Here is a 20,205-nt window from a genome sequence, read left to right on the forward strand (position 1 = left end):
GCGGCGGTCCCGGGCGTCCTCGTCCGACGGGCCGTCTCAGGCGCGGGTCGCCCACTCGTAGCGGTGCTCGGGGCGGCCCGCGTCGCCGTACTTGAGCGTCAGCCGGGCCCGCCCGGTGCGTTCCAGGAGCTTCAGATAACGCTGCGCGGTCTGGCGGCTCACGCCGGTCCGCTCGGCGATCTCCTGGGCGGAGAGCGGCCCGTCGGCCTTCAGCAGGCACTGGCGCACCAGTTCGGCGGTGGTGGGGGAGTGCCCCTTGGGCAGCCCCGGCTCCGACGGCGCGGACAGGGCGCCGAAGATCCGGTCGACCTCCGCCTGCTCCGCCTCGCCGCCGCCGTCGAGCGTGCGGCGCAGCTCCGCGTACGCCTCCAGCTTGGCGCGCAGGCCGGCGAAGGCGAATGGTTTCACCAGGTACTGCAGGGCACCCTGACGCATCGCCGCCTGCACGGTCGACACGTCCCGAGCGGCCGTCACCATGATCACGTCGGTCTGGAGGCCGCGCCTCCGCATCTCCTGGACGACCTCCAGACCGGTCCGGTCGGGCAGGTAGTGGTCCAGCAGGATCAGGTCCGGGCGAGGGAGCTGCTCCACGCCGCGCAGCGCTTCCAGCGCAGTGTGGGCCTGACCGGCGACATGGAAGCCCGGCACCTTTTCGACGTAGGCGGCGTTGACCCGCGCGACCCGCGTGTCGTCGTCCACGACCAGGACCTCGATCATCGGGACTCCGTCTCGACAGCGATGTTCACATTCTCGACAGCGGTGTTCACCGAAGCGGTGAGGGCGGGCTCCGGGTCCGGTTCGGTCAGGGCCTCGGGCAGGACGACGGCGAACTCCGCGCCCCCGCCGTACGCCTCTCCGACGCTCGCGCTGCCACCCTGCCGCTCCGCCAGCCGGCGGACCAGCGACAGCCCGATGCCACGCCGGCGGTGTGCCGGCGGCTCCTTGGTTGACCAACCCGCCGTGAACACCAGCTCCCGGTGCTCCGCCGGAATCCCGGGCCCCGTGTCGCGCACCGTGAGCGTGGCGGCTCGCCCCTGTGCACGCAACTCGACCTCCACGCGCGCGTGCGAGGTCCCCGCCGCGGCGTCGAGCGCGTTGTCGACGAGGTTGCCGACGATCGTGACGAGCCCCCTGGGATCGACCAGGCGGTCCGGCAGCCGCGTCCGGTCCGAGACCCACAGCGCCACTCCACGTTCGGCCGCGACGGTCGCCTTGCCGACCAGCAGGGCGGCGAGAAGGGGGTCCTGGATCCTCTCGGTGATCTGCTCCGCGGTGACCCGGTGGTCGCCGACCACCTCGCCGACGAACTCCACCGCGTCGTCGTACATCTCCAGCTCGAGCAGTCCCAGCAGGGTGTGCATGCGGTTGGCGTGCTCGTGGTCCTGCGCGCGCAGCGCGTCGATCAGGCCGCGCGTGGAGTCCAGCTCCCGGCCGAGCTGCTCCAGCTCGGTGCGGTCGCGCAGGGTGGCGACGGCCCCGCCGTCGTCGGTGGGCATCCGGTTGGCGACCAGGACCCGCTGGCCGCGCACGGTCAGCAGGTCGGTTCCGGTCACCCGGCCGGCCAGGACGTCGGCCGTGCGTCCCGTGCCGAGCGCCTCGTCGGGGGAGCGGCCGACGGCCTCGCCGCCGATGCCGAGCAGACGCTGCGCCTCGTCGTTGAGCAGGCGCACCCGGCCGGCGCGGTCGAGGGCGACGACCCCCTCCCGGATGCCGTGCAGCATCGCCTCGCGCTCCGCCAGCAGCCCCGCGATGTCCGAGAAGGCCAGGTCCCGGGTCTGCCGCTGTACCCGGCGCGAGATGATCCAGGACGCCAGGGCTCCGACGGCCAGCGCGCCACCGGCGTACGCGAAGAGGCCGGGAATGGCGTGGATCAGCCGCGCCCGGACGCTGTCGTACGCGATGCCCACCGAGACCGCTCCGACGATCTCGCCGTCGCCGTCGCGCAACGGCACCTTTCCGCGGGCGGAGCGCCCCAGGGTGCCGTTGTCGATCTCCATGACCTCGCGTCCGGCCAGGGCCTGCCCGGGGTCGGTCGACACGACCTCGCCGATGCGCGTCGGATCGGTGTGCGACCAGCGCACGCCCTGCCGGTCCATCACCACGACGTACTCCGCCTTGGTGGCCTCGCGGACCCGCTCCGCCTCCCGCTGCACCGGGCCGTCCGCCGCCGGCCGGGTGGTCCGCAGGTCCCGTACGACCTGCGGCTGCTGAGCGGTGGTCTGCGCGATCGCCAGCGCCCTGCGCATCGCCTGGTCGTCAAGCTGGTCGCCGAGCGGTGCCAGGAACAGCCCGGTCGCGAGCACCGCCACTCCCGCGGCGATCGCAAGCTGCATCAGCAGGACCTGCGAGAACACCCGCCGCGGCAGGCCCAGGCGCAGACGGCGTACGGAGGGAGTGGAGCTCATACCCATGACGGTACGTGGGAGGTGGCGGCCTGCCGTAGAGGGGTGTGGCGCGGATCTCCCGTCCGCTGCGCGCCGGCCGGAGCGGAACGTCAGCTCGCGAGTGCCGCCGTCACCGACAGTTCGCGCACCCCGGTGACCTCCATCCGCGCAGGCGAGCCCAGGACCGACGCCCCGCAGCTCTCCGGGCGCGGTGGCGCCGACGCGCTCTGCACGACGGTGACGCGCCAGTGCCGGCCGTCGCGGTGGGCCAGGGTCACCTCCCAGTGCGGTGCGGCACCGTCCGTCCGTACGACGCTCAGCGCCTCGGCGGTGTCCTCGCCCACGGCCGACCGCACGGCCAGCTCGGCCGCCTGACCGGGGCGCTCCCACGCGGAGTGCCCGCGGCAGCCCTCGACGACGATCCGGCCCTCCCGCGCACCGTGCAGGATCTCCTTGACGGTGTGGGCCTGGACCCGGCCGTACACGTATCCGTGGGGCAGCACGAGCACGGTCGGTGAGAAACGGTGGCCTCCCAGGTGGGTGACTTCCCAGACGCCGTCGGCTCCGGAGGCGGCGAGTTCGGCCGCCAGGGGCCTGCCGAGGAGTGCGCAGCACCGGTCGCGCTTGCCGTTGGTGCAGACGAGAGCGAGCGGATCGCCCAGGTGGGCCCCGCCGTCGAGCACCGAGTCGAAGGCGTGGCGATCGCCCCGGCCGAGTGCCGCGAAATCGAGGTCGAGCAGCCGACGGGGGTCCCCGATCGTGGTGCCGTGCAGCCACGCGTCGCCCGGCACGGTGTGGGCCGCGTACACCCTGCGCTCGGCGGGCGTGCCACGGTCCGCGTGGCGTCCGGGGCGGCGGATGAGCGCGACGCGCACGCCCGTACCCTTCGCGGCCGTCTCGAGGGCACGGCCCAGCGCGAGGTCCAGGTGGCTCGAAGTGAGCCCCTTGGCGCCCCACGGGCCGGGCTGTTCGAGCAGCAACCAGGTCCTCGCGACGGGTGCGGTGCCCGAAACGGGCTCGTCGAGGTCCCAGGAGACGGTTGAGCACGTACTCACAGAGGTGAGCCTAACCTGACTTGCCCGGTGGCGACTTCCAGCCGCGCCTGCACGCTACTGAGGCAGTGGTCGTGGCGGCCTCGGTCCCGAGTAGAGCCCACTGGGACGCATGCGCAGCGGGCGTTCCCCGTACTCCTCCAGCGCGTGCGCGATCCAGCCCGCCGTACGGGCCACGGCGAAGATCGTCTCGGCCGCGGTGGTGGGCATGCCCGAGGACGCGGTGAGCACGGCGAGCGCCAGATCGACGTTGGCGTGCAGCGGGGCGTGGCGGGCGGCGGTGGCCTGGATGTCCCGGGCCGCCGCGAGCGCGGGCGCCGCCCGGGGAATGTCCTCCAGGAGCGCGAAGAGGGCACGCGCGCGTGGGTCCTCGCCGGGGTAGAGCCGGTGGCCGAGCCCAGGGATGCGCCGGCCGGCCCGCAGCTCCTCCGCCACCACCGGCGCCGCGCTGCCCACCTCGAGCACCTCCAGCAGCATCCGGTGGGCGAGCCCTCCGGCGGCGCCGTGCAGCGGCCCCTCGATCACGCCGAGCCCGGCGGACAGGGCCGCATAGGCGTGCGCCCGCGCCGACGCGGCGACGCGTACGGCGAGTGTGGAGGCCGCCAGATCGTGATCGACGAGCAGGGAGAGCGCCGTGTCGAGGGCGCGCAGCGTCGGTTCGTCGGCGGGCCGTCCGCTCAGTCGCGTCCACAGGCGACGGGCGATCGGGTCCCGGTCGGTTCCGTCGCGCAGTACGGGCGGCAGCGCGGCGACGAGGGTGGGGATGAGGACTCGCGCCGTGCCCAGCACCGCCTCCTCGGACAGGTCGAAGCGGAGCGGGTCCGCGACCGCCGCGGCGACCGCCGCGACGCGCAGCCGGTCGGTGGGACCGGCGTGTTCGGGCAGGGCGTCGACGGCCCGGCGGGCGACGGCCACGGAGGATTCGGGGGCGGAGAAGGTGATGCCGGGACGCAGCCGGCCCGTCCAGAGCCACTCGGCCACCTCCTCGTAGGTGTGGCGGGCGGCGAGTTCCACCGCGTCGACGCCCCGGTAGTAGAACCGGTCGCTCTCGATGAGCGTGAGACGGGTGCGCACGGCCAGCTCATGGCCGGAGGCCGCGGCGGCGCCGCTGTCGCGCCGGTTGCGTCGGGCCAGGTCCCGCACCTGGTCGGGGTCGAAGGTGCTGCCCCGGCCGCCGGGTGTGCGCCGGCTGCCGAGCTGGCCGCGGCTGACGTACGCGTACACGGTCTCGGGTTTCACCCCGAGCAGTTCGGCGGCCTCCCTGGTGGTCAGGCGCCGCTCGCCGCCGGCGGGGTGGTCGGGCTCTTGATCGCGCATGAGGTCACCGTATCGATCGAAGGACATCCGTCTTGAGCTGTGGATTGACTCAATCAATATTGACAGAGTCTCAGTCAAGTATGGACAGTTGAGTCAAGTTTGAGGAGGCAATCATGACCGTCAACAGAAACGCAGCCGCCGCGACGCTCGTCGAGGTGCCGCGCGGGCTCGCCGGTGTCGTGGTGGCCGACACCGAGGTCGGCGACGTGCGAGGGCTCGAGGGCTTCTACCACTACCGCCAGTACTCGGCCGTCGAGCTGGCACAGAACCGTGGCTTCGAGGACGTCTGGCATCTCCTGGTCCACGGCGAACTCCCCGACGCGCGACGCGGCGCCGCCTTCGCCGCCGAGACCGCGGCGCTGCGGCGGCTCCCCGACGCGGTGCGCGCGGCACTGCCCGCCATCGCCGCGGCCGGCGGACGCTCCGGCCCGCTCGCCGGTATGCGCACGGGCCTGTCCCTGCTGGGCGCCGCCCAGGGCTTCGGGCCCGTGTACGACCTGTCGCCCGAACAGCGCCGCCAGGACACCCTGGCGGCCGCCGCGGCCGTGCCCACACTGCTCACCGCGCTGCACCGGTTGGGGCGGGGGCTCGACCCGGTGGAGCCCCGGGAAGACCTGTCGTACGCCGCGAACCACCTCTACATGCTGACCGGCGAGGAGCCGGACGAGGATCGCACGCGAGCGGTCGAGCAGTACTTGATCTCCACCATTGATCACGGGTTCAACGCGTCAACCTTCACCGCGCGGGTCATCGCCTCGACGGGTGCGGATGTCGCGGCCTGCCTGGCCGGTGCGGTGTCGGCGTTGTCCGGCCCGCTGCACGGCGGGGCGCCCAGCCGTGCGCTCGACACCCTGGACGCGATCGGCACGCCCGACCGGATCGACGCGTGGATCCGCGAGCGGGTACTCGCCGGCGACCGCATCATGGGCTTCGGCCACGCGGTCTACCGCACGGAGGACCCGCGCTCGCGGATGCTGCGTGCGGTGGCGCAGCGGTTCGGCGGCCCGCGCGTGGAGTTCGCCGTCGAGGTGGAACGGCAGGTCGAGGCGATCCTCGCGGAGCTGAAGCCGGGGCGCGAGCTGCACACCAACGTCGAGTTCTACGCGGGCGTGGTCATGGAGCTGTGCGGTCTGCCCCGCGAGATGTTCACGCCCACGTTCGCGGCGGCGCGGGTCGTGGGCTGGAGCGCGAACATCCTGGAACAGGCCCGTGACTCGAAGATCATCCGTCCTGCGGCACGGTATGTGGGGCCGGAGGCGCCGGTGGGGGTGCCCGCGGTGGCCTGAGAAAAGCGAGCGGCCTGGTGCCGTTCGGGCGCCAGGCCTGGTCGGGGAGCGTCGAGCAGGGACGGGGTGCCGGGTTGCTCGCCGGGTGGTGGGTCCGTGCGCGGTCGGCGGTGGGTGCGGCCGGAGACACGGGGTGACGTCAGGCGTCGGGGATGTCCGCCTTGGCGCGGATCAAGGTCTCTCGGCTGATGACCACGATGCGTTCGTAGTCCGCGCGGGAAGCATCAGCCGGAAGCTCACGCTCAAGGGCCTCGGTGGCCTCCGCACCGATCACGGCGAAGTTGCCGTCGCTCAGTTCGAATAGATCCGGGCAGTTGGCTCCGGAAGTACTGCCACGCGAGCTTGGAGGCACACCGATGCGGCGCACGATTTTCAAGGGGTACCGGTCCTTACACAGGTTGGGCACACTGGTCGGCAGCACGTTACTGTGATCAGTGGGGCGAGTGTGACTGCATGGCCGAAATGAGTCGAGAGGTTCACTCGCCCGAGGTTGACGCTCCGTCTTAGTCAGGCGGAGGGGTGCCGACAACCCACCACTCGTCTGTGTCTGCCTCGTCCAGGTCCTTGATGAGGCCGTCAACCATAGCCCCGATTCGGGTCTCGTCGGACGACTCCTCCAGCGTCGCGCGCTGTGCCTTGGACGCCTCCCAGTACTCCCGCATCAGTGGCGTCTGGAAGATTTCGCGCAGGCGTCCGAACAACTCCTGCTGATCCAACAGGCCCGTTTGGTAGAGGTGGTACAGGTTGACGTACCACGCGTTGGCGTAGAAGAACTGACGCCGCTTCTCCGCCGGGATGTCCTTGTCGTACGTATCGATCACGGCAGCCAGGGACGAGTCGTCCATCGCCCTTGTGAGCAGCTCCCAGTGCATGCGCTGCTGGTGGGCCAGCGCCCTGCGTCGGGAGGTCGCCTCCTCCAGCTCCAGCCTCTTGATTTCGAGGCGTTGTGCCTCCAGCCGCCGCTGCCGCGCGGCCAGCGAAACCCCCGCCGTCGCGACAAGCATCCCGGCCGCGGCGGAGCCGAACCTCCCCGTGATCTTCTTCCGTGTGACCATGTCAACCCCCGAGTCAGGCGACCGCCCGCCGGTCGTCGAGTGCGGGTCGGCTGACGGGGACCGGCGAGCGATGCGTGGTGCTGCCGCCTCCAGGGTGCCGAGCGGCGCTGACCGGCGGGGAGGCGGAGAGGCGGCGCACGGAGGGAAGCGAGGGTCGCACGGTCCGGCGCCATGCAAAACGTCTGCCCACCAAGTGCTGCTAACAATCGTTCACTCCGCGGGTACTCCGCCGGCTCGTATCCTGAACAGGCAATTCCGTACGTGGATGTACGCCCTGGCGCGGGCCGGCGTACGTGTGGGTGAGAGAGAGGTCGCACGGTGGGGCAGCGCCCGATTCCGCAGCAGGTCCCGGTCGTCGTACTCGCCGGATTCCTCGGCTCCGGAAAGACCACACTCCTCAACCACCTCCTCCACCGCAGCGGAGGCAGCCGGATCGGCGCCATCGTCAACGACTTCGGCTCGATCGAGATCGACGCGATGGCCGTCGCCGGAGCGCTCGGCGACTCCACGGTGTCGCTGGGCAACGGATGTCTGTGCTGTGCCGTCGACGCGAGTGAACTCGACGGGTATCTGGAGCGGCTCGCCCGGCCCGAGGCCGGTATCGACGTCGTCGTCATCGAGGCCAGCGGTCTCGCCGAACCGCAGGAACTGGTGCGCATGCTGCTCGCCAGCGAGCAGCCGGAGATCGTCTACGGCGGGCTCGTAGAGGTCGTCGACGCCGCCGAGTTCGACGACACCCGTGCCAGACACCCCGAGATCGACCGGCACCTGGCGCTCGCCGACCTGATCGTGGTCAACAAGACCGACCGCGCTCCCGACGCCGAGCGCGTGCTGGCGCTCGTCCATTCGCTCGGCGACGGCGCCGCCGTCGTGCCCGCGACCTACGGCCGTGTCGATCCCGAGTTCCTGTACGACTGCCGGCCCAGTGAGGAGCGGGTGGGGCAACTGTCCTTCGACGACCTGCACGACCACGGCGAGGGCGGCCCCCACGGCCCCCACGCAGGGCATCTGCACGCCGCCTACGACACCCTGTCGTTCGTCTCCGGCCTTCCGCTCGACCCGCGCCGGCTCATGCGCTTCCTCGACAGCCGGCCCGAGGGCCTGTACCGGATCAAGGGGTACGTCGACTTCGGCCCGTACGACACGCGGAACCGGTACGCCGTCCACGCCGTCGGGCGTTTCCTGCGCTTCTATCCGGAGCCGTGGACGTCCGCCGACGACGCCGAACCCCGCCGCACGCAACTCGTCCTCATCGGCTCCGGCATCGACGCACCGGCCCTCCGCGAGGAACTCGACGCGTGCCGCCGGGACACCGACGCCCCACACGCCGACGAGCAGGGCATGTGGGGCGTCCTGCGCTACGTCCAGGACCGCGACGGCGAGGAGCCGCCGCCCACGGTCGAAGCCGGGCCCTACTAGGGGGCGTCGTTTGGATCTTGCCGCCGGTCGCGGGGTCTGGCACGCCCTCCCTCACTGCCTGAAGGGCGTGGGAGGTGCCCCCAGCGGCGCTGTCGTCGGTTGCCGGCGCTCCGCCCTGTCGCCCTACTCCGCCTTTAGCCGCACGCACCAGACCCCGCTCGGGTCGGGAACACGGCACCGTTGCCTGGAGCCGACCAGTTCCAAACGACGCCTCCTAGGCCGGACCCGCCACCACCGACACCGTCTTCGGCAGCGACACGCCCGAGCCGTCGCGGCGCGGGTCGATCTCCGGGAGCTGGGCCGGCGTGCCGTTCCGCTGCGCCGCGAGGGCCGGTGTGGGACCCGCCCAGGCGAAGGCCAGGCAGTCCTCGCCCTTCAGGAACCGCTGGCAGCGCACGCCACCCGTGGCACGGCCCTTGCGCGGATACTGGTCGAACGGGGTCAGCTTGGCCGTGGTCTGCACGGAGTCGTCCAGCGTGCCGCGCGAACCGGCGACCGTGAAGACCACCGCCTCCGCGGCCGGGTCCACCGCCGTGAAGGAGATGACCTTGGCGCCGTCGGTGAGCTTGACGCCCGCCACACCTCCCGCCGGACGGCCCTGCGGACGGACCTGCGAGGCCTGGTAGCGCAACAGTTGCGCGTCGTCCGTGATGAAGACCAGGTCCTCGTCGCCGGTGCGCAACTCGGCGCCACCGACGATCCGGTCGCCCTCCTTGAGGGAGATGACCTCCAACTCGTCCTTGTTGGACGGGAAGTCGGGCACCACCCGCTTGACGACGCCCTGTTCCGTGCCGAGTGCAAGGCCAGGCGAGGACTCGTCCAGCGTGGTCAGACAGACGACCCCCTCGTCGTCCTCCAGGGACACGAACTCCGCCAGCGGCGCACCGCCCGCCAGGTTCGGCGTCGGCATGGACTCCGGGAGCTGGGGCAGGTCCACGACGTCCACCCGCAGCAGCCGCCCGGCGGACGTCACCACGCCCACCTCGCCGCGCGCCGTGGCCGGCACCGCCGAGACGATCAGGTCGTGCTTGATCCGCTTGGCCCCTGCCGCCGTGACGAGCGGCTCGTCGTTCGCGGTGCGGGCCAGCAGGCCCGTCGAGGACAGCAGCACCCGGCACGGGTCGTCCGCCACCTGGAGCGGCACGGCGGTGACCGTGGCGCCGCCCGACTCCAGCAGCGTCGTACGGCGGTCGGTGCCGAACTTCTTGGAGACCGCGGCCAGCTCGGTGGAGACCAGCTTGCGCAGCTCCGCGTCCGAGTCGAGGATCCGGGTCAGCTCCTCGATCTCCGCGTTCAGCCGGTCCTTCTCGGACTCCAGCTCGATGCGGTCGTACTTGGTGAGCCGGCGCAGCGGGGTGTCCAGGATGTACTGGGTCTGGACGTCGCTCAGCGAGAAGCGCTCCATCAGGCGCTGCTTCGCCTGCGCGGAGTTCTCGCTGGAGCGGATGAGCCGGATGACCTCGTCGATGTCGACCAGGGCGGTGAGCAGGCCCTCCACCAGATGCAGCCGGTCGCGCTTCTTGCTGCGGCGGAACTCGCTGCGGCGTCGTACGACGTTGAAGCGGTGGTCGAGATAGACCTCGAGCAGCTCCTTGAGGCCCAGCGTCAGCGGCTGGCCGTCCACCAGGGCGACGTTGTTGATGCCGAAGGACTCCTCCATCGGCGTCAGCTTGTAGAGCTGCTCCAGGACCGCCTCGGGCACGAAGCCGTTCTTGATCTCGATGACCAGGCGCAGCCCGTGCTCGCGGTCGGTGAGGTCCTTGACGTCGGCGATGCCCTGGAGCTTCTTCGAGCCCACCAGGTCCTTGATCTTGGCGATCACCTTCTCCGGGCCGACCGCGAAGGGCAGCTCGGTCACGACGAGACCCTTGCGGCGGGCCGTCACGGTATCCACGGCGACCGTCGCGCGGATCTTGAAGGTGCCGCGGCCCGTCGCGTAGGCGTCCCGGATGCCGGGCAGGCCGACGATCCGGCCGCCGGTGGGCAGGTCGGGGCCCGGAACGTGCTTCATCAGGGCTTCGAGATCGGCGTTCGGGTACCGGATCAGGTGCCGGGCCGCAGCGATGACCTCGCGCAGATTGTGCGGCGGCATGTTCGTCGCCATGCCGACCGCGATGCCCGAGGCGCCGTTGACCAGCAGGTTCGGGAAGGCGGCGGGCAGCGCCACCGGCTCCTGCTCCTGGCCGTCGTAGTTGGGGCCGAAGTCGACGGTGTCCTCGTCGATGGACTCCGTCATCAGGCTTGCGGCCTCGGCCATGCGGCACTCGGTGTACCGCATGGCGGCCGGCGGGTCGTCGTTGCCCAGAGAACCGAAGTTGCCGTGGCCGTCCACCAGGGGCACGCGCATCGAGAACGGCTGGGCCATGCGCACCAGAGCGTCGTAGATCGACGCGTCGCCGTGCGGATGCAGCTTGCCCATGACCTCGCCGACGACGCGGGCGCACTTCACATAGCTGCGCTCGGGCCGCAGCCCCATCTCGTTCATCTGGTACACGATGCGGCGGTGCACCGGCTTGAGGCCGTCGCGCGCGTCCGGCAGCGCACGGGAGTAGATGACCGAGTACGCGTACTCGAGGAAGGAGCCCTGCATCTCGTCGACCACGTCGATGTCGAGGATCTTCTCCTCGTACGAGTCGTCGGGTGGCGGGGTCTTCGTACTACGGCGGGCCATCGCTGCCGGCTCCTTGCTGAAGCGTGAACGGTGATCTGACGCCGTCCATTGTGGACTGCGGCACTGACAGCGACCGACCAGGACCCGTCATGGGCTGCCCGGCTGCCCGGCCCGGCGCTGCCCGCAGGGTACGCCCTCGGCCCCGGCGGCCCACCCAGCGCGTTCTCGCTCTCGGCGTACGGGGCCCGGGAACTCCACCGGCTCCCCGGACGCTTGCATACAGTGGCAGGATCGGCGGAATTCCGCAGTTCCGCCCAGTGATTCACCCAGTGATTCACCGAGTGATTCAACCAGTGATTCCGCCAAGGATTTCGCGATCGAAGGGACGTACATGCCCATGGGTCACACGGCCACCGCCCAGGCAGGCTCCGGCGGCCTGACAGCGACCGAGCACCGCCTGGCCAACGGCCTGCGCGTGGTGCTCTCCGAGGACCACCTGACCCCGGTCGCGGCGGTGTGCCTCTGGTACGACGTCGGCTCCCGCCACGAGGTCAAGGGACGCACCGGTCTGGCTCACCTTTTCGAGCACCTCATGTTCCAGGGCTCCGCCCAGGTCAAGGGCAACGGCCACTTCGAACTGGTGCAGGGCGCCGGCGGCTCCCTCAACGGCACCACCAGCTTCGAGCGGACCAACTACTTCGAGACCATGCCCGCCCACCAGCTAGAGCTCGCCCTCTGGCTGGAGGCCGACCGCATGGGCTCACTGCTCGCCGCCCTGGACGAGGAGTCGATGGAGAACCAGCGGGACGTCGTCAAGAACGAACGCCGCCAGCGCTACGACAACGTCCCCTACGGCACGGCCTTCGAGAAGATGACCGCGCTCGCCTACCCGGAGGGCCACCCCTACCACCACACCCCGATCGGCTCGATGGCCGACCTGGACGCGGCCACCCTCGATGACGCGCGCGCGTTCTTCCGCACGTACTACGCGCCGAACAACGCGGTGCTGTCGGTCGTCGGCGACATCGACCCCGAGCGGACGCTCGCCTGGATCGAGAAGTACTTCGGCTCCATCGCCCCGCACGACGGCAAGCAGCCTCCCCGGGACGGTTCGCTGCCCGACGTCATGGGCGGGCAACTGCGCGAGGTCGTCGAGGAGGAGGTCCCGGCCCGTGCCCTGATGGCGGCCTACCGCCTGCCGGAGGACGGCACACGCGCGAGCGACGCGGCCGACCTGGCCCTCACCGTCCTGGGCGGGGGCGAGTCGTCCCGCCTGTACAACCGGCTCGTACGCCGCGACCGCACGGCCGTCGCCGCCGGGTTCGGCCTGCTGCGGCTCGCCGGGGCGCCCTCGCTGGGATGGCTGGACGTGAAGACGTCCGGTGACGTCGAGGTGCCGGTCATCGAGACCGCCGTCGACGAGGAGCTGGCCCGGTTCGCCGAGGAGGGCCCCACGGCCGAGGAGATGGAGCGCGCGCAGGCCCAGTTGGAGCGCGAGTGGCTGGACCGGCTGGGCACGGTCGCGGGCCGCGCCGACGAACTGTGCCGGTACGCCGTCCTGTTCGGCGACCCGCAGCTCGCCCTCACCGCCGTACAGCGGGTCCTCGAGGTGACGGCCGAGGAGGTCCAGGAGGTCGCCAAGGCCCGCCTGCGCCCCGACAACCGCGCGGTCCTCGTCTACGAGCCCACCGCCCCCACCGACGAGAACGACACCGACGAGAACGCCACCGACGAGAACGAGGAGGCGGCCAAGTGACCGAGCTCGCCACCATGGAATTCCACGCACAGCCGCAGGCCGGCGAGCCCAAGCCGTGGGCCTTCCCCGCCCCCGAGCGCGGCAGCCTCGACAACGGCCTCACCGTGCTGCGCTGCCATCGCCCCGGCCAGCAGGTCGTCGCCGTCGAGGTGATCCTCGACGCGCCCCTGGAGGCCGAGCCGGCCGGCCTCGACGGCGTCGCCACGATCATGGCGCGCGCCTTCTCCGAGGGCACCGACAAGCACTCCGCCGAGGATTTCGCCGCCGAGCTGGAGCGCTGCGGCGCCACGTTGGACGCGCACGCCGACCACCCCGGTGTCCGACTGAGCCTCGAGGTGCCCGCCTCGCGCCTCGCCAAGGCCCTCGGCCTGGTCGCGGACGCGCTCAGGGCGCCCGCCTTCGCGGACAGCGAGGTCGAACGGCTGGTGCGCAACCGGCTCGACGAGATCCCGCACGAGCTGGCCAACCCCTCCCGCCGGGCCGCCAAGGAACTCTCCAAGGAGCTGTTCCCGGTGGAGTCGCGCATGTCGCGCCCGCGTCAGGGCTCCGAGGAGACCGTCGCGAGCATCGACTCCGCGGCCGTACGCGCCTTCTACGAGCGGCACGTCCGCCCCGCCACGGCCACCGCCGTGGTCGTCGGCGACCTCACCGGCGTAGACCTCGACGCGCTCCTCGGCGACACCCTGGGCGCGTGGACGGGCTCGGCCGCCCAGCCGCGCCCCGTGCCGCCCGTGACCGCCGACGACAGGGGCCGGGTCGTCATCGTGGACCGCCCCGGGGCCGTCCAGACGCAGTTGCTGATCGGCCGCACCGGCGCCGACCGGCACGACCGCGTGTGGCCCGCGCAGGTGCTGGGCACCTACTGCCTCGGCGGCACCCTCACCTCGCGCCTGGACCGCGTCCTGCGCGAGGAGAAGGGCTACACCTACGGTGTCCGGGCGTTCGGGCAGGTCCTGCGTTCCGCGCCGGACGGCACGGGCGCCGCCATGCTCGCCATCAGCGGCTCCTTCGACACCCCGAACACCGGTCCCGCCCTCGACGACCTGTGGACGGTGCTGCGCAAGCTCGCCGCGGAGGGGCTCACCGATTCCGAGCGCGACGTGGCCGTGCAGAACCTGGTGGGCGTGGCACCGCTGAAGTACGAGACGGCGGCGGCCGTGGCGAGCACCCTGGCCGACCAGGTCGAGCAGCACCTGTCCGACGACTTCCAGGCGACGCTCTACCGTCAACTCGCCGCCACGGGCACCGTGGAGGCCACGGCGGCGGTCGTGAACGCCTTCCCGGTGGACCGCCTGGTGACCGTCCTCGTCGGTGACGCGGCGCAGATCAAGGAGCCCGTGGAGGCCCTCGGTATCGGTGAAGTCACCGTGGTCGCGGCCGAATAGCGGCACACGCGCGCGGTGGCCCTGGTGACCGGAGTGTCACCAGGGCCACTGTTTGTCCGAATTGGGGGAATGGCTGCCTGTCTGCCCTGTGGCGTGCGCTATAAAAACCCTGTTGCGTTTGAGGATTGAAGACAGGCCCGTTTAGCTTCGTCCGGGCTGTTCGTCAGGCAGTGCGCCGCACCCGCGGCACCGGACAGTCATCGCCGAGTCCCCGTACGGCGCGAGCCAGGGGAGCCGGGGACCCACGTAGTCCCTGGGGTGAATCGGACGCCCGCGCGCACCGCGAGGGGGTCCGTAGGAGACCTTCCACCTCCGAACCCGTCAGCTAACCCGGTAGGCGAGAGGGAAGGAAAGGACCAGCCTCTACATGGCGTTCACGCGCGCCACCGGGAAGCACCGGCGTACCGGCCGGGTGCACCGCACCACCGCCCGCGCGGCGGGTGTCGCGGCCCTCGCCACCACCGGCGTCGTCGGCACCCTCGCGGCTCCGGCGCTCGCTGCAGAGCCCGAGGTGGAGCAGAGCGGAATCACCCCGGTCATCACCATCGGCGACTCCATTGCCGACGAGATCGACGCCCAGGCCGTCGCCCAGAAGCAGGCCGCCGTGGACGCCGCCGCCCGCGAGGCGGCCCAGGAGGCGGCCCGCGAGCGGGCGGCCGAGGCGGCCAAGGAGGCGCGCGAGGACCAGGAGCGCGCCGCCCGGGAGGCGGAGCGCAAGCGCCTCAACACGTTCGTCGCGCCGATCACCGCCTCCTACGTCTCCACCGCGTACCAGGCCGGCAGCTCCCTGTGGTCCTCCGGCAGCCACACCGGAATCGACTTCCACGCCTCGAGCGGCACCTCCGTGCACGCGGTCGGCGTCGGTACCGTCGTCGAGGCCGGCTGGGGCGGGGCGTACGGCAACCAGGTCGTGATCAAGATGCACGACGGCACGTACACGCAGTACGGGCATCTGTCGTCCATCGGCGTCTCCGTCGGCCAGGCGGTCGGGCCCGGACAGCAGATCGGCCTCTCCGGCGCCACCGGCAACGTCACCGGGCCGCACCTGCACTTCGAGGCCCGTACGAGCCCCGAGTACGGCTCGGACATGGACCCCGTCGCCTACCTCCGCTCCCACGGCGTGGACGTCTGACGGCGGACGCGTACGGCGGACGGGTACGGCGGACCGTACGGCATCCGAGAGCCCCGGCATCCCGAGCCGGGGCTCTCGTATTCCGTCCTCGACGGCGGATACCCACTGCACGGACGCCCACTGCATGGGCGCCCACTGTCCAAAATACGTCCACGAAATCCGTCCCGCCGTCGGAATATCCGCTTGATTGGCCTAGAGTCGCTGAACACGCGTCAATCGTCGACGTTTCACGGGGATTAAGGCGGAGGTCGGTCATGCGTATTCCGGCGCATTCGGTGTGTACGGCGATCCGGGACGACATCGTCGCCGGCGTCCACGGGCGCGGGAGCCGGCTCACTGAGGAACTCCTCGCCCGCCGCTACGGCGTCTCCCGCGTCCCCGTCCGCGAGGCCCTGCGCACCCTGGAGGCCGAGGGCTTCGTGGTGACCCGGCGGCACGCGGGCGCGTGCGTCGCGGAACCGACCGAACAGGAGGCCGCCGACCTGCTGGAGACGCGCACGCTCCTGGAGCCCCTCGGCGCCTCCCGGGCCGCCCGGCGACGCACCGAGGCCCACCTCAAGGTGTTGCGCGGGCTGGTCAGACTGGGGCAGGAGCGCGCCAGGCAGGGCACCTTCGAGGATCTGCGCTCCCTGGGCGGCTGGTTCCACGAGACCCTCGCCCAGGCGGCCGGCAGCCCCTCGCTGACGGCGCTGCTGACCCAGTTGCGCCACAAGATCGCCTGGATGTACGTCGTGGAGGTGCCGGCCGGGCCCGTGGAGTACTGGGCGGAGCACGGTGCGATCGTCGACGCGGTGGCCCGAGGCGACGGCGATCGCGCGCGGGCGCTCATGACGCTGCACACCGAACGGTCGGCTCCGGCGCACCGGCTGCGATTCTCCTCCGACGGCGGGCGGCCGGAGCGTGTGAGGAAATCGCAACGTCCCGTAAACATGCCGAGCCTGCGCCATTAACACGGGCGCCGTATACAAAGAAGGGGAAATTTAGAGGGCTTTTTTCTGCTGCCCGCAAATAAATGGGAAAGCGGATCGAGAAGGCGAAAGGCCCACCCGGTGGGTCCGGGCAGGCCTTTCGATTCCGCTTGATTCCGCTCGATTCCGCTGTCCGTCAGACGGTCTCGGGAAGCTCCTCGAGCCCCTCGGCGACCAGCTTGGCCAGCCGGTCCAGGGCGGCTTCCGCGCCCTCGGCGTCGGCGGCGAGGACGATCTCCTCGCCGCCCTGGGCGCCGAGGCCGAGGACGGCCAGCATGGAGGCCGCGTTGACGGGCGACCCGTCGGTCTTGGCGATCGTCACCGGGACGCCTGTGGCCGTGGCGGCTCGGACGAAGATGGAGGCGGGGCGGGCGTGGAGACCCTCGGCCCAGCCGACGTTGACGCGGCGCTCAGCCATGTGATGCTGCCCTTCAGGTGTTCAGAGGGGTTGAAGTTGTCTAGACCAGTCTTGTCTAGACCAGTTTCCCACATCGTGAAGCATGCCGGGACTGGCCCTGTGCCGTCCCGGGCGATCGTCGGACCGCGGCCTCGGTCCGAGCTCTCGCCCCCACAGACTGCCCCGCGCCGTTGTCGTACGCGAGCCGTACTCTGGGGCCCATGCAGACCTCGTCGGACCGGCAGGAGTATCCCGCGCACTGGGAAGCCGACGTGGTGCTGCGCGACGGCGGCACCGCGCGCGTCCGCCCCATCACCGTTGATGACGCCGAGCGCCTGGTCAGCTTCTACGAGCAGGTTTCCGACGAGTCGAAGTACTACCGCTTCTTCGCGCCGTACCCTCGCCTGTCCGCCAAGGACGTCCACCGCTTCACGCACCACGACTTTGTGGACCGGGTGGGACTCGCGGCCACCATCGGCGGCGAGTTCATCGCCACCGTACGCTACGACCGGATCGGCGCCGGCGGAACGCCCGCCTCGGCACCGGCCGACGAGGCCGAGGTCGCCTTCCTCGTCCAGGACGCGCACCAGGGCCGCGGCGTCGCCTCCGCCCTCCTGGAGCACATCGCCGCCGTCGCCCGCGAGCGCGGCATCCGCCGCTTCGCCGCCGAGGTGCTGCCCGCCAACAACAAGATGATCAAAGTCTTCATGGACGCCGGGTACACCCAGAAGCGGAGCTTCGAGGACGGTGTGGTCCGCCTGGAGTTCGATCTGGAGCCCACCGACCGCTCGCTCGCCGTGCAGTACGCGCGCGAGCACCGCGCGGAGGCCCGTTCCGTCCAGCGGCTGCTGCAACCGGGCTCGGTGGCGGTCGTCGGCACCGGCCGCACACCGGGCGGCGTCGGCCGCAGCATCCTCGACAACATCCGGGACGCGGGCTACCCGGGCCGGCTCTACGCCGTGAACAGCTCCTTTCCCGAGGACCGGAAGGAACTCGACGGAGTCCCCGCCCGCCGCTCCGTGCGGGACATCGACGGGCCCGTCGACCTCGCCGTCGTCACCGTGCCCGCCGAGCACGTCCCCGACGTCGTCACCGAGTGCGGCGAGCACGGCGTGCAGGGACTGGTGGTGATCTCCGCCGGATACGCCGACAGCGGCCCCGACGGACGCGAACGCCAGCGCGCCCTCGTGCGGCACGCGCGTACGTACGGCATGCGGATCATCGGACCCAACGCCTTCGGGATCATCAACACCTCCCCGGACGTCCGGCTCAACGCCTCCCTCGCCCCCGAGATGCCGCGCCCCGGCCGGATCGGCCTGTTCGCCCAGTCCGGCGCCATCGGCATCGCCCTGCTGTCCCGGCTGCACCGGCGCGGCGGCGGGGTCACCGGCGTCACCGGCGTGTCGACCTTCGTCTCCTCCGGCAACCGGGCCGACGTCTCCGGCAACGACGTCCTCCAGTACTGGTACGACGACCCGGAGACCGACGTCGCGCTGATGTACCTGGAGTCCATCGGCAACCCGCGCAAGTTCACCCGCCTGGCCCGGCGGACCGCGGCCGTCAAGCCGCTGGTCGTGGTGCAGGGGGCCCGGCACGGCGGCGTGGCACCGCAGGGGCACGCGGTACGGGCGACACGGCTGCCGCACGCGACGGTCTCCGCACTGCTGAGGCAGGCCGGCGTGATCCGCGTCGACACGATCACCGACCTGGTCGACGCGGGACTGCTCCTCGCCCGCCAGCCGCTGCCGACCGGGCCGAGGGTGGCCATCCTGGGCAACTCCGAGTCACTGGGACTCCTCACGTACGACGCGTGCCTCTCCGAGGGGCTGCGGCCGCGCCCTCCCCTGGACCTGACTACGGCGGCCTCGGCCGACGACTTCCACGCGGCCCTGTCCCGGGCCCTGGCCGACGACACGTGCGACGCGGTGGTGGTGACCGCCATCCCGACCGTGGGGGAGGGGTCGGCCGGGGACGCCGCGCTGGCGGAGGCCCTGCGCTCGGCGGCGGCCGCGGTGCCCGCCAAGCCGGTCCTCGTGGTCCACGTGGAGCTGGGCGGCCTGGCGGAAGCCCTGTCGGCGGCGGCAAGCACCGCCCCCCAGGCCGCACCGAGCCCCACCGAGGAGCCCACACCCGCCGCCCCGACACAGCCCGCGCCCATCACGTCGGCGGAGCCCGAGCTCGGCGCTCCAGGGCAGCGTCCGCCTGCCGCCCCGAAACAGCCCGCGCCAGTCACGTCGGCGGAGCCTGGGCCCGGTGCTGCGGAGCAGCGTCCGCCTGCCGCCCCGGCGCAGCCCACGCCTGCCGCCCCGGCGCAGGCCGCGCCCGTCACGTCGGCGGAGCCCGAGCTCGGTACTGCGGGGCACCGCCCGCCTGCCGCCCCGGCGCAGCCCGCGCCCGTCACGTCGGCGGAGCCTGTGCCCGGCGCTCCGGGGCACCGCCCGCCTGCCGCCCCGGCGCAGCCCCCGCCCGTCACGTCGGCGCAACCCTCGCCCGCCGCCCCGGCGCAACACCCGCCCGGCGTCCAGGCCTCGGAAGGGACCCACCTCATCCCCGCCTACCCCGCCGCCGAGCGTGCCGTCCGGGCCCTCGGCCAGGCGGTTGCCTACGCCCAGTGGCGTCGCGAGGCCGCCGACCCGGGCAAGGTGCCGGAGTACGAGGACATCGACGAGAAGGGCGCCGCCGAGCTGATAGCAGGGCACCTCGCGCGCGGGCAGGGGCTCACCCTCGGCGCCCAGGAGACCTGTGACCTGCTCGGCAGGTACGGCGTCCACGTCCACCGCGCCCTGCCCGCCCCCACCCCCGACGACGCCGCGGCCGCCGCGCGGACCATCGGCTACCCCGTGGCCCTGAAGGCCACCGCCCCGCACCTGCGGCACCGCGCCGACCTGGGCGGCGTACGCCTGGATCTCGCGGACGAGGAGCAACTGCGACGGGCCTACGCCGAGTTGACCGAGCTGTTCGGGAAGCCCGCCGAGCTGCGTCCGGTGGTGCAGGGCATGGCACCGCGCGGTGTCGACACGGTCGTACGGGCGGTCATCGACCCGGCGGCGGGCGCGGTGCTCTCCTTCGGCCTCGCCGGTGCCGCCACCCAGTTGCTCGGCGACATGGCACACCGGCTGATCCCGGTCACCGACCGCGACGCCACCTCGCTCATCCGCTCGATCCGCACGGCGCCCCTCCTCTTCGGCTGGCGCGGCTCGGCCCCGGTCGACGCCGCCGCCCTGGAGGAGCTGCTGCTGCGGGTCTCCCGGCTGGTCGACGACCACCCGGAGGTCGTGGCGGTCACCCTGGAACCGGTCGTGGTGGCCCCGCGCGGTCTGAGCGTCCTCAGCGCCTCCGTCCGCCTCGCGCCCCCTCCCGCCAGGGACGACCTGGGTCCGCGGACCCTGCCGGCCTACTGACCCGCCAAGCGCCGGGCACGGCCCGCCCACGGCCCGGGACGG

The 20,205-nt window shown here is 71.9% G+C and carries 15 protein-coding genes and 1 riboswitch; of the genes, 7 read left to right on the top strand and 8 right to left on the bottom strand.

Annotation, left to right across the window (positions count from 1 at the left end; genetic code table 11):
* Window positions 1-36: 36 nt before the first annotated feature.
* The 4 genes from KUM40_RS12045 to KUM40_RS12060 all read right to left on the bottom strand — a co-directional run bounded on the left by KUM40_RS12045 (window position 37) and on the right by KUM40_RS12060 (window position 4,753).
* Complete coding sequence (locus tag KUM40_RS12045) at window positions 37-717, bottom strand: response regulator (protein WP_217165804.1); 681 nt, start codon at window positions 715-717, stop codon at window positions 37-39.
* Window positions 714-2,405 (bottom strand): sensor histidine kinase, encoded by a 1,692-nt coding sequence (locus KUM40_RS12050; protein ID WP_217165805.1) that lies wholly within the window; start codon window positions 2,403-2,405, stop codon window positions 714-716. Before KUM40_RS12050 ends, KUM40_RS12045 begins: the two co-directional genes overlap by 4 nt.
* Window positions 2,406-2,494: 89 nt before the next feature.
* Window positions 2,495-3,439 (bottom strand): sucrase ferredoxin, encoded by a 945-nt coding sequence (locus KUM40_RS12055; RefSeq protein ID WP_217165806.1) that lies wholly within the window; start codon window positions 3,437-3,439, stop codon window positions 2,495-2,497.
* 54 nt (window positions 3,440-3,493) lie between these two features.
* Window positions 3,494-4,753, bottom strand: coding sequence for a citrate synthase (locus tag KUM40_RS12060; RefSeq protein ID WP_217165807.1), 1,260 nt, complete (start codon window positions 4,751-4,753; stop codon window positions 3,494-3,496).
* 113 nt (window positions 4,754-4,866) lie between these two features.
* Here KUM40_RS12060 and KUM40_RS12065 point away from each other — a divergent pair, with 113 nt between their 5' ends.
* Window positions 4,867-6,039 (top strand): citrate synthase/methylcitrate synthase, encoded by a 1,173-nt coding sequence (locus KUM40_RS12065; protein WP_217165808.1) that lies wholly within the window; start codon window positions 4,867-4,869, stop codon window positions 6,037-6,039.
* A 139-nt stretch (window positions 6,040-6,178) separates the two neighbouring features.
* On the opposite strand, the gene KUM40_RS12070 is transcribed toward KUM40_RS12065, so the two are convergent.
* A complete protein-coding gene (locus KUM40_RS12070) occupies window positions 6,179-6,415 on the bottom strand; it encodes a hypothetical protein (RefSeq protein ID WP_217165892.1) in 237 nt (78 codons plus the stop codon).
* Between the two features lie 127 nt (window positions 6,416-6,542).
* Complete coding sequence (locus KUM40_RS12075; RefSeq protein ID WP_217165809.1) at window positions 6,543-7,094, bottom strand: DUF6082 family protein; 552 nt, start codon at window positions 7,092-7,094, stop codon at window positions 6,543-6,545.
* Window positions 7,095-7,412: 318 nt separating this feature from the next.
* On the opposite strand from KUM40_RS12075, the gene KUM40_RS12080 reads away from it, so the two are divergent.
* Window positions 7,413-8,513, top strand: a complete 1,101-nt coding sequence (locus tag KUM40_RS12080; RefSeq protein ID WP_217165810.1) for a GTP-binding protein — start codon at window positions 7,413-7,415, stop codon at window positions 8,511-8,513.
* A gap of 214 nt (window positions 8,514-8,727) precedes the next feature.
* On the opposite strand, the gene KUM40_RS12085 is transcribed toward KUM40_RS12080, so the two are convergent.
* Window positions 8,728-11,184 (bottom strand): DNA topoisomerase (ATP-hydrolyzing) subunit A, encoded by a 2,457-nt coding sequence (locus tag KUM40_RS12085; RefSeq protein ID WP_217165811.1) that lies wholly within the window; start codon window positions 11,182-11,184, stop codon window positions 8,728-8,730.
* Between the two features lie 331 nt (window positions 11,185-11,515).
* Between KUM40_RS12085 and KUM40_RS12090 the strand changes: the two genes are divergently transcribed.
* From KUM40_RS12090 to KUM40_RS12105, 4 genes are all read left to right on the top strand, one after another.
* A complete protein-coding gene (locus tag KUM40_RS12090; RefSeq protein WP_217165812.1) occupies window positions 11,516-12,880 on the top strand; it encodes a pitrilysin family protein in 1,365 nt (454 codons plus the stop codon).
* Window positions 12,877-14,265 carry a pitrilysin family protein gene (locus tag KUM40_RS12095; protein WP_217165813.1) on the top strand — a complete coding sequence of 463 codons (1,389 nt, stop codon included), beginning with the start codon at window positions 12,877-12,879 and terminating at the stop codon, window positions 14,263-14,265. The genes KUM40_RS12090 and KUM40_RS12095 overlap by 4 nt, the downstream gene beginning before the upstream one ends.
* 191 nt (window positions 14,266-14,456) lie before the next feature.
* Window positions 14,457-14,620, top strand: a riboswitch (cyclic di-AMP (ydaO/yuaA leader).
* A gap of 12 nt (window positions 14,621-14,632) precedes the next feature.
* Entirely contained in the window at window positions 14,633-15,397 is a 765-nt protein-coding gene (locus KUM40_RS12100; protein WP_217165814.1) for a M23 family metallopeptidase, read from the top strand.
* 254 nt (window positions 15,398-15,651) lie between these two features.
* Window positions 15,652-16,347 (top strand): GntR family transcriptional regulator, encoded by a 696-nt coding sequence (locus tag KUM40_RS12105; RefSeq protein ID WP_217165815.1) that lies wholly within the window; start codon window positions 15,652-15,654, stop codon window positions 16,345-16,347.
* Between the two features lie 154 nt (window positions 16,348-16,501).
* Here KUM40_RS12105 and KUM40_RS12110 read toward each other — a convergent pair whose 3' ends face one another.
* Complete coding sequence (locus KUM40_RS12110) at window positions 16,502-16,783, bottom strand: HPr family phosphocarrier protein (RefSeq protein WP_217165816.1); 282 nt, start codon at window positions 16,781-16,783, stop codon at window positions 16,502-16,504.
* Between the two features lie 200 nt (window positions 16,784-16,983).
* Here KUM40_RS12110 and KUM40_RS12115 point away from each other — a divergent pair, with 200 nt between their 5' ends.
* Complete coding sequence (locus tag KUM40_RS12115) at window positions 16,984-20,163, top strand: bifunctional GNAT family N-acetyltransferase/acetate--CoA ligase family protein (protein WP_217165817.1); 3,180 nt, start codon at window positions 16,984-16,986, stop codon at window positions 20,161-20,163.
* Window positions 20,164-20,205: the final 42 nt, after the last annotated feature.

The sequence above is a fragment of the Streptomyces sp. AC512_CC834 genome (assembly GCF_019049325.1).
Classification (GTDB): Bacteria; Actinomycetota; Actinomycetes; order Streptomycetales; family Streptomycetaceae; genus Streptomyces.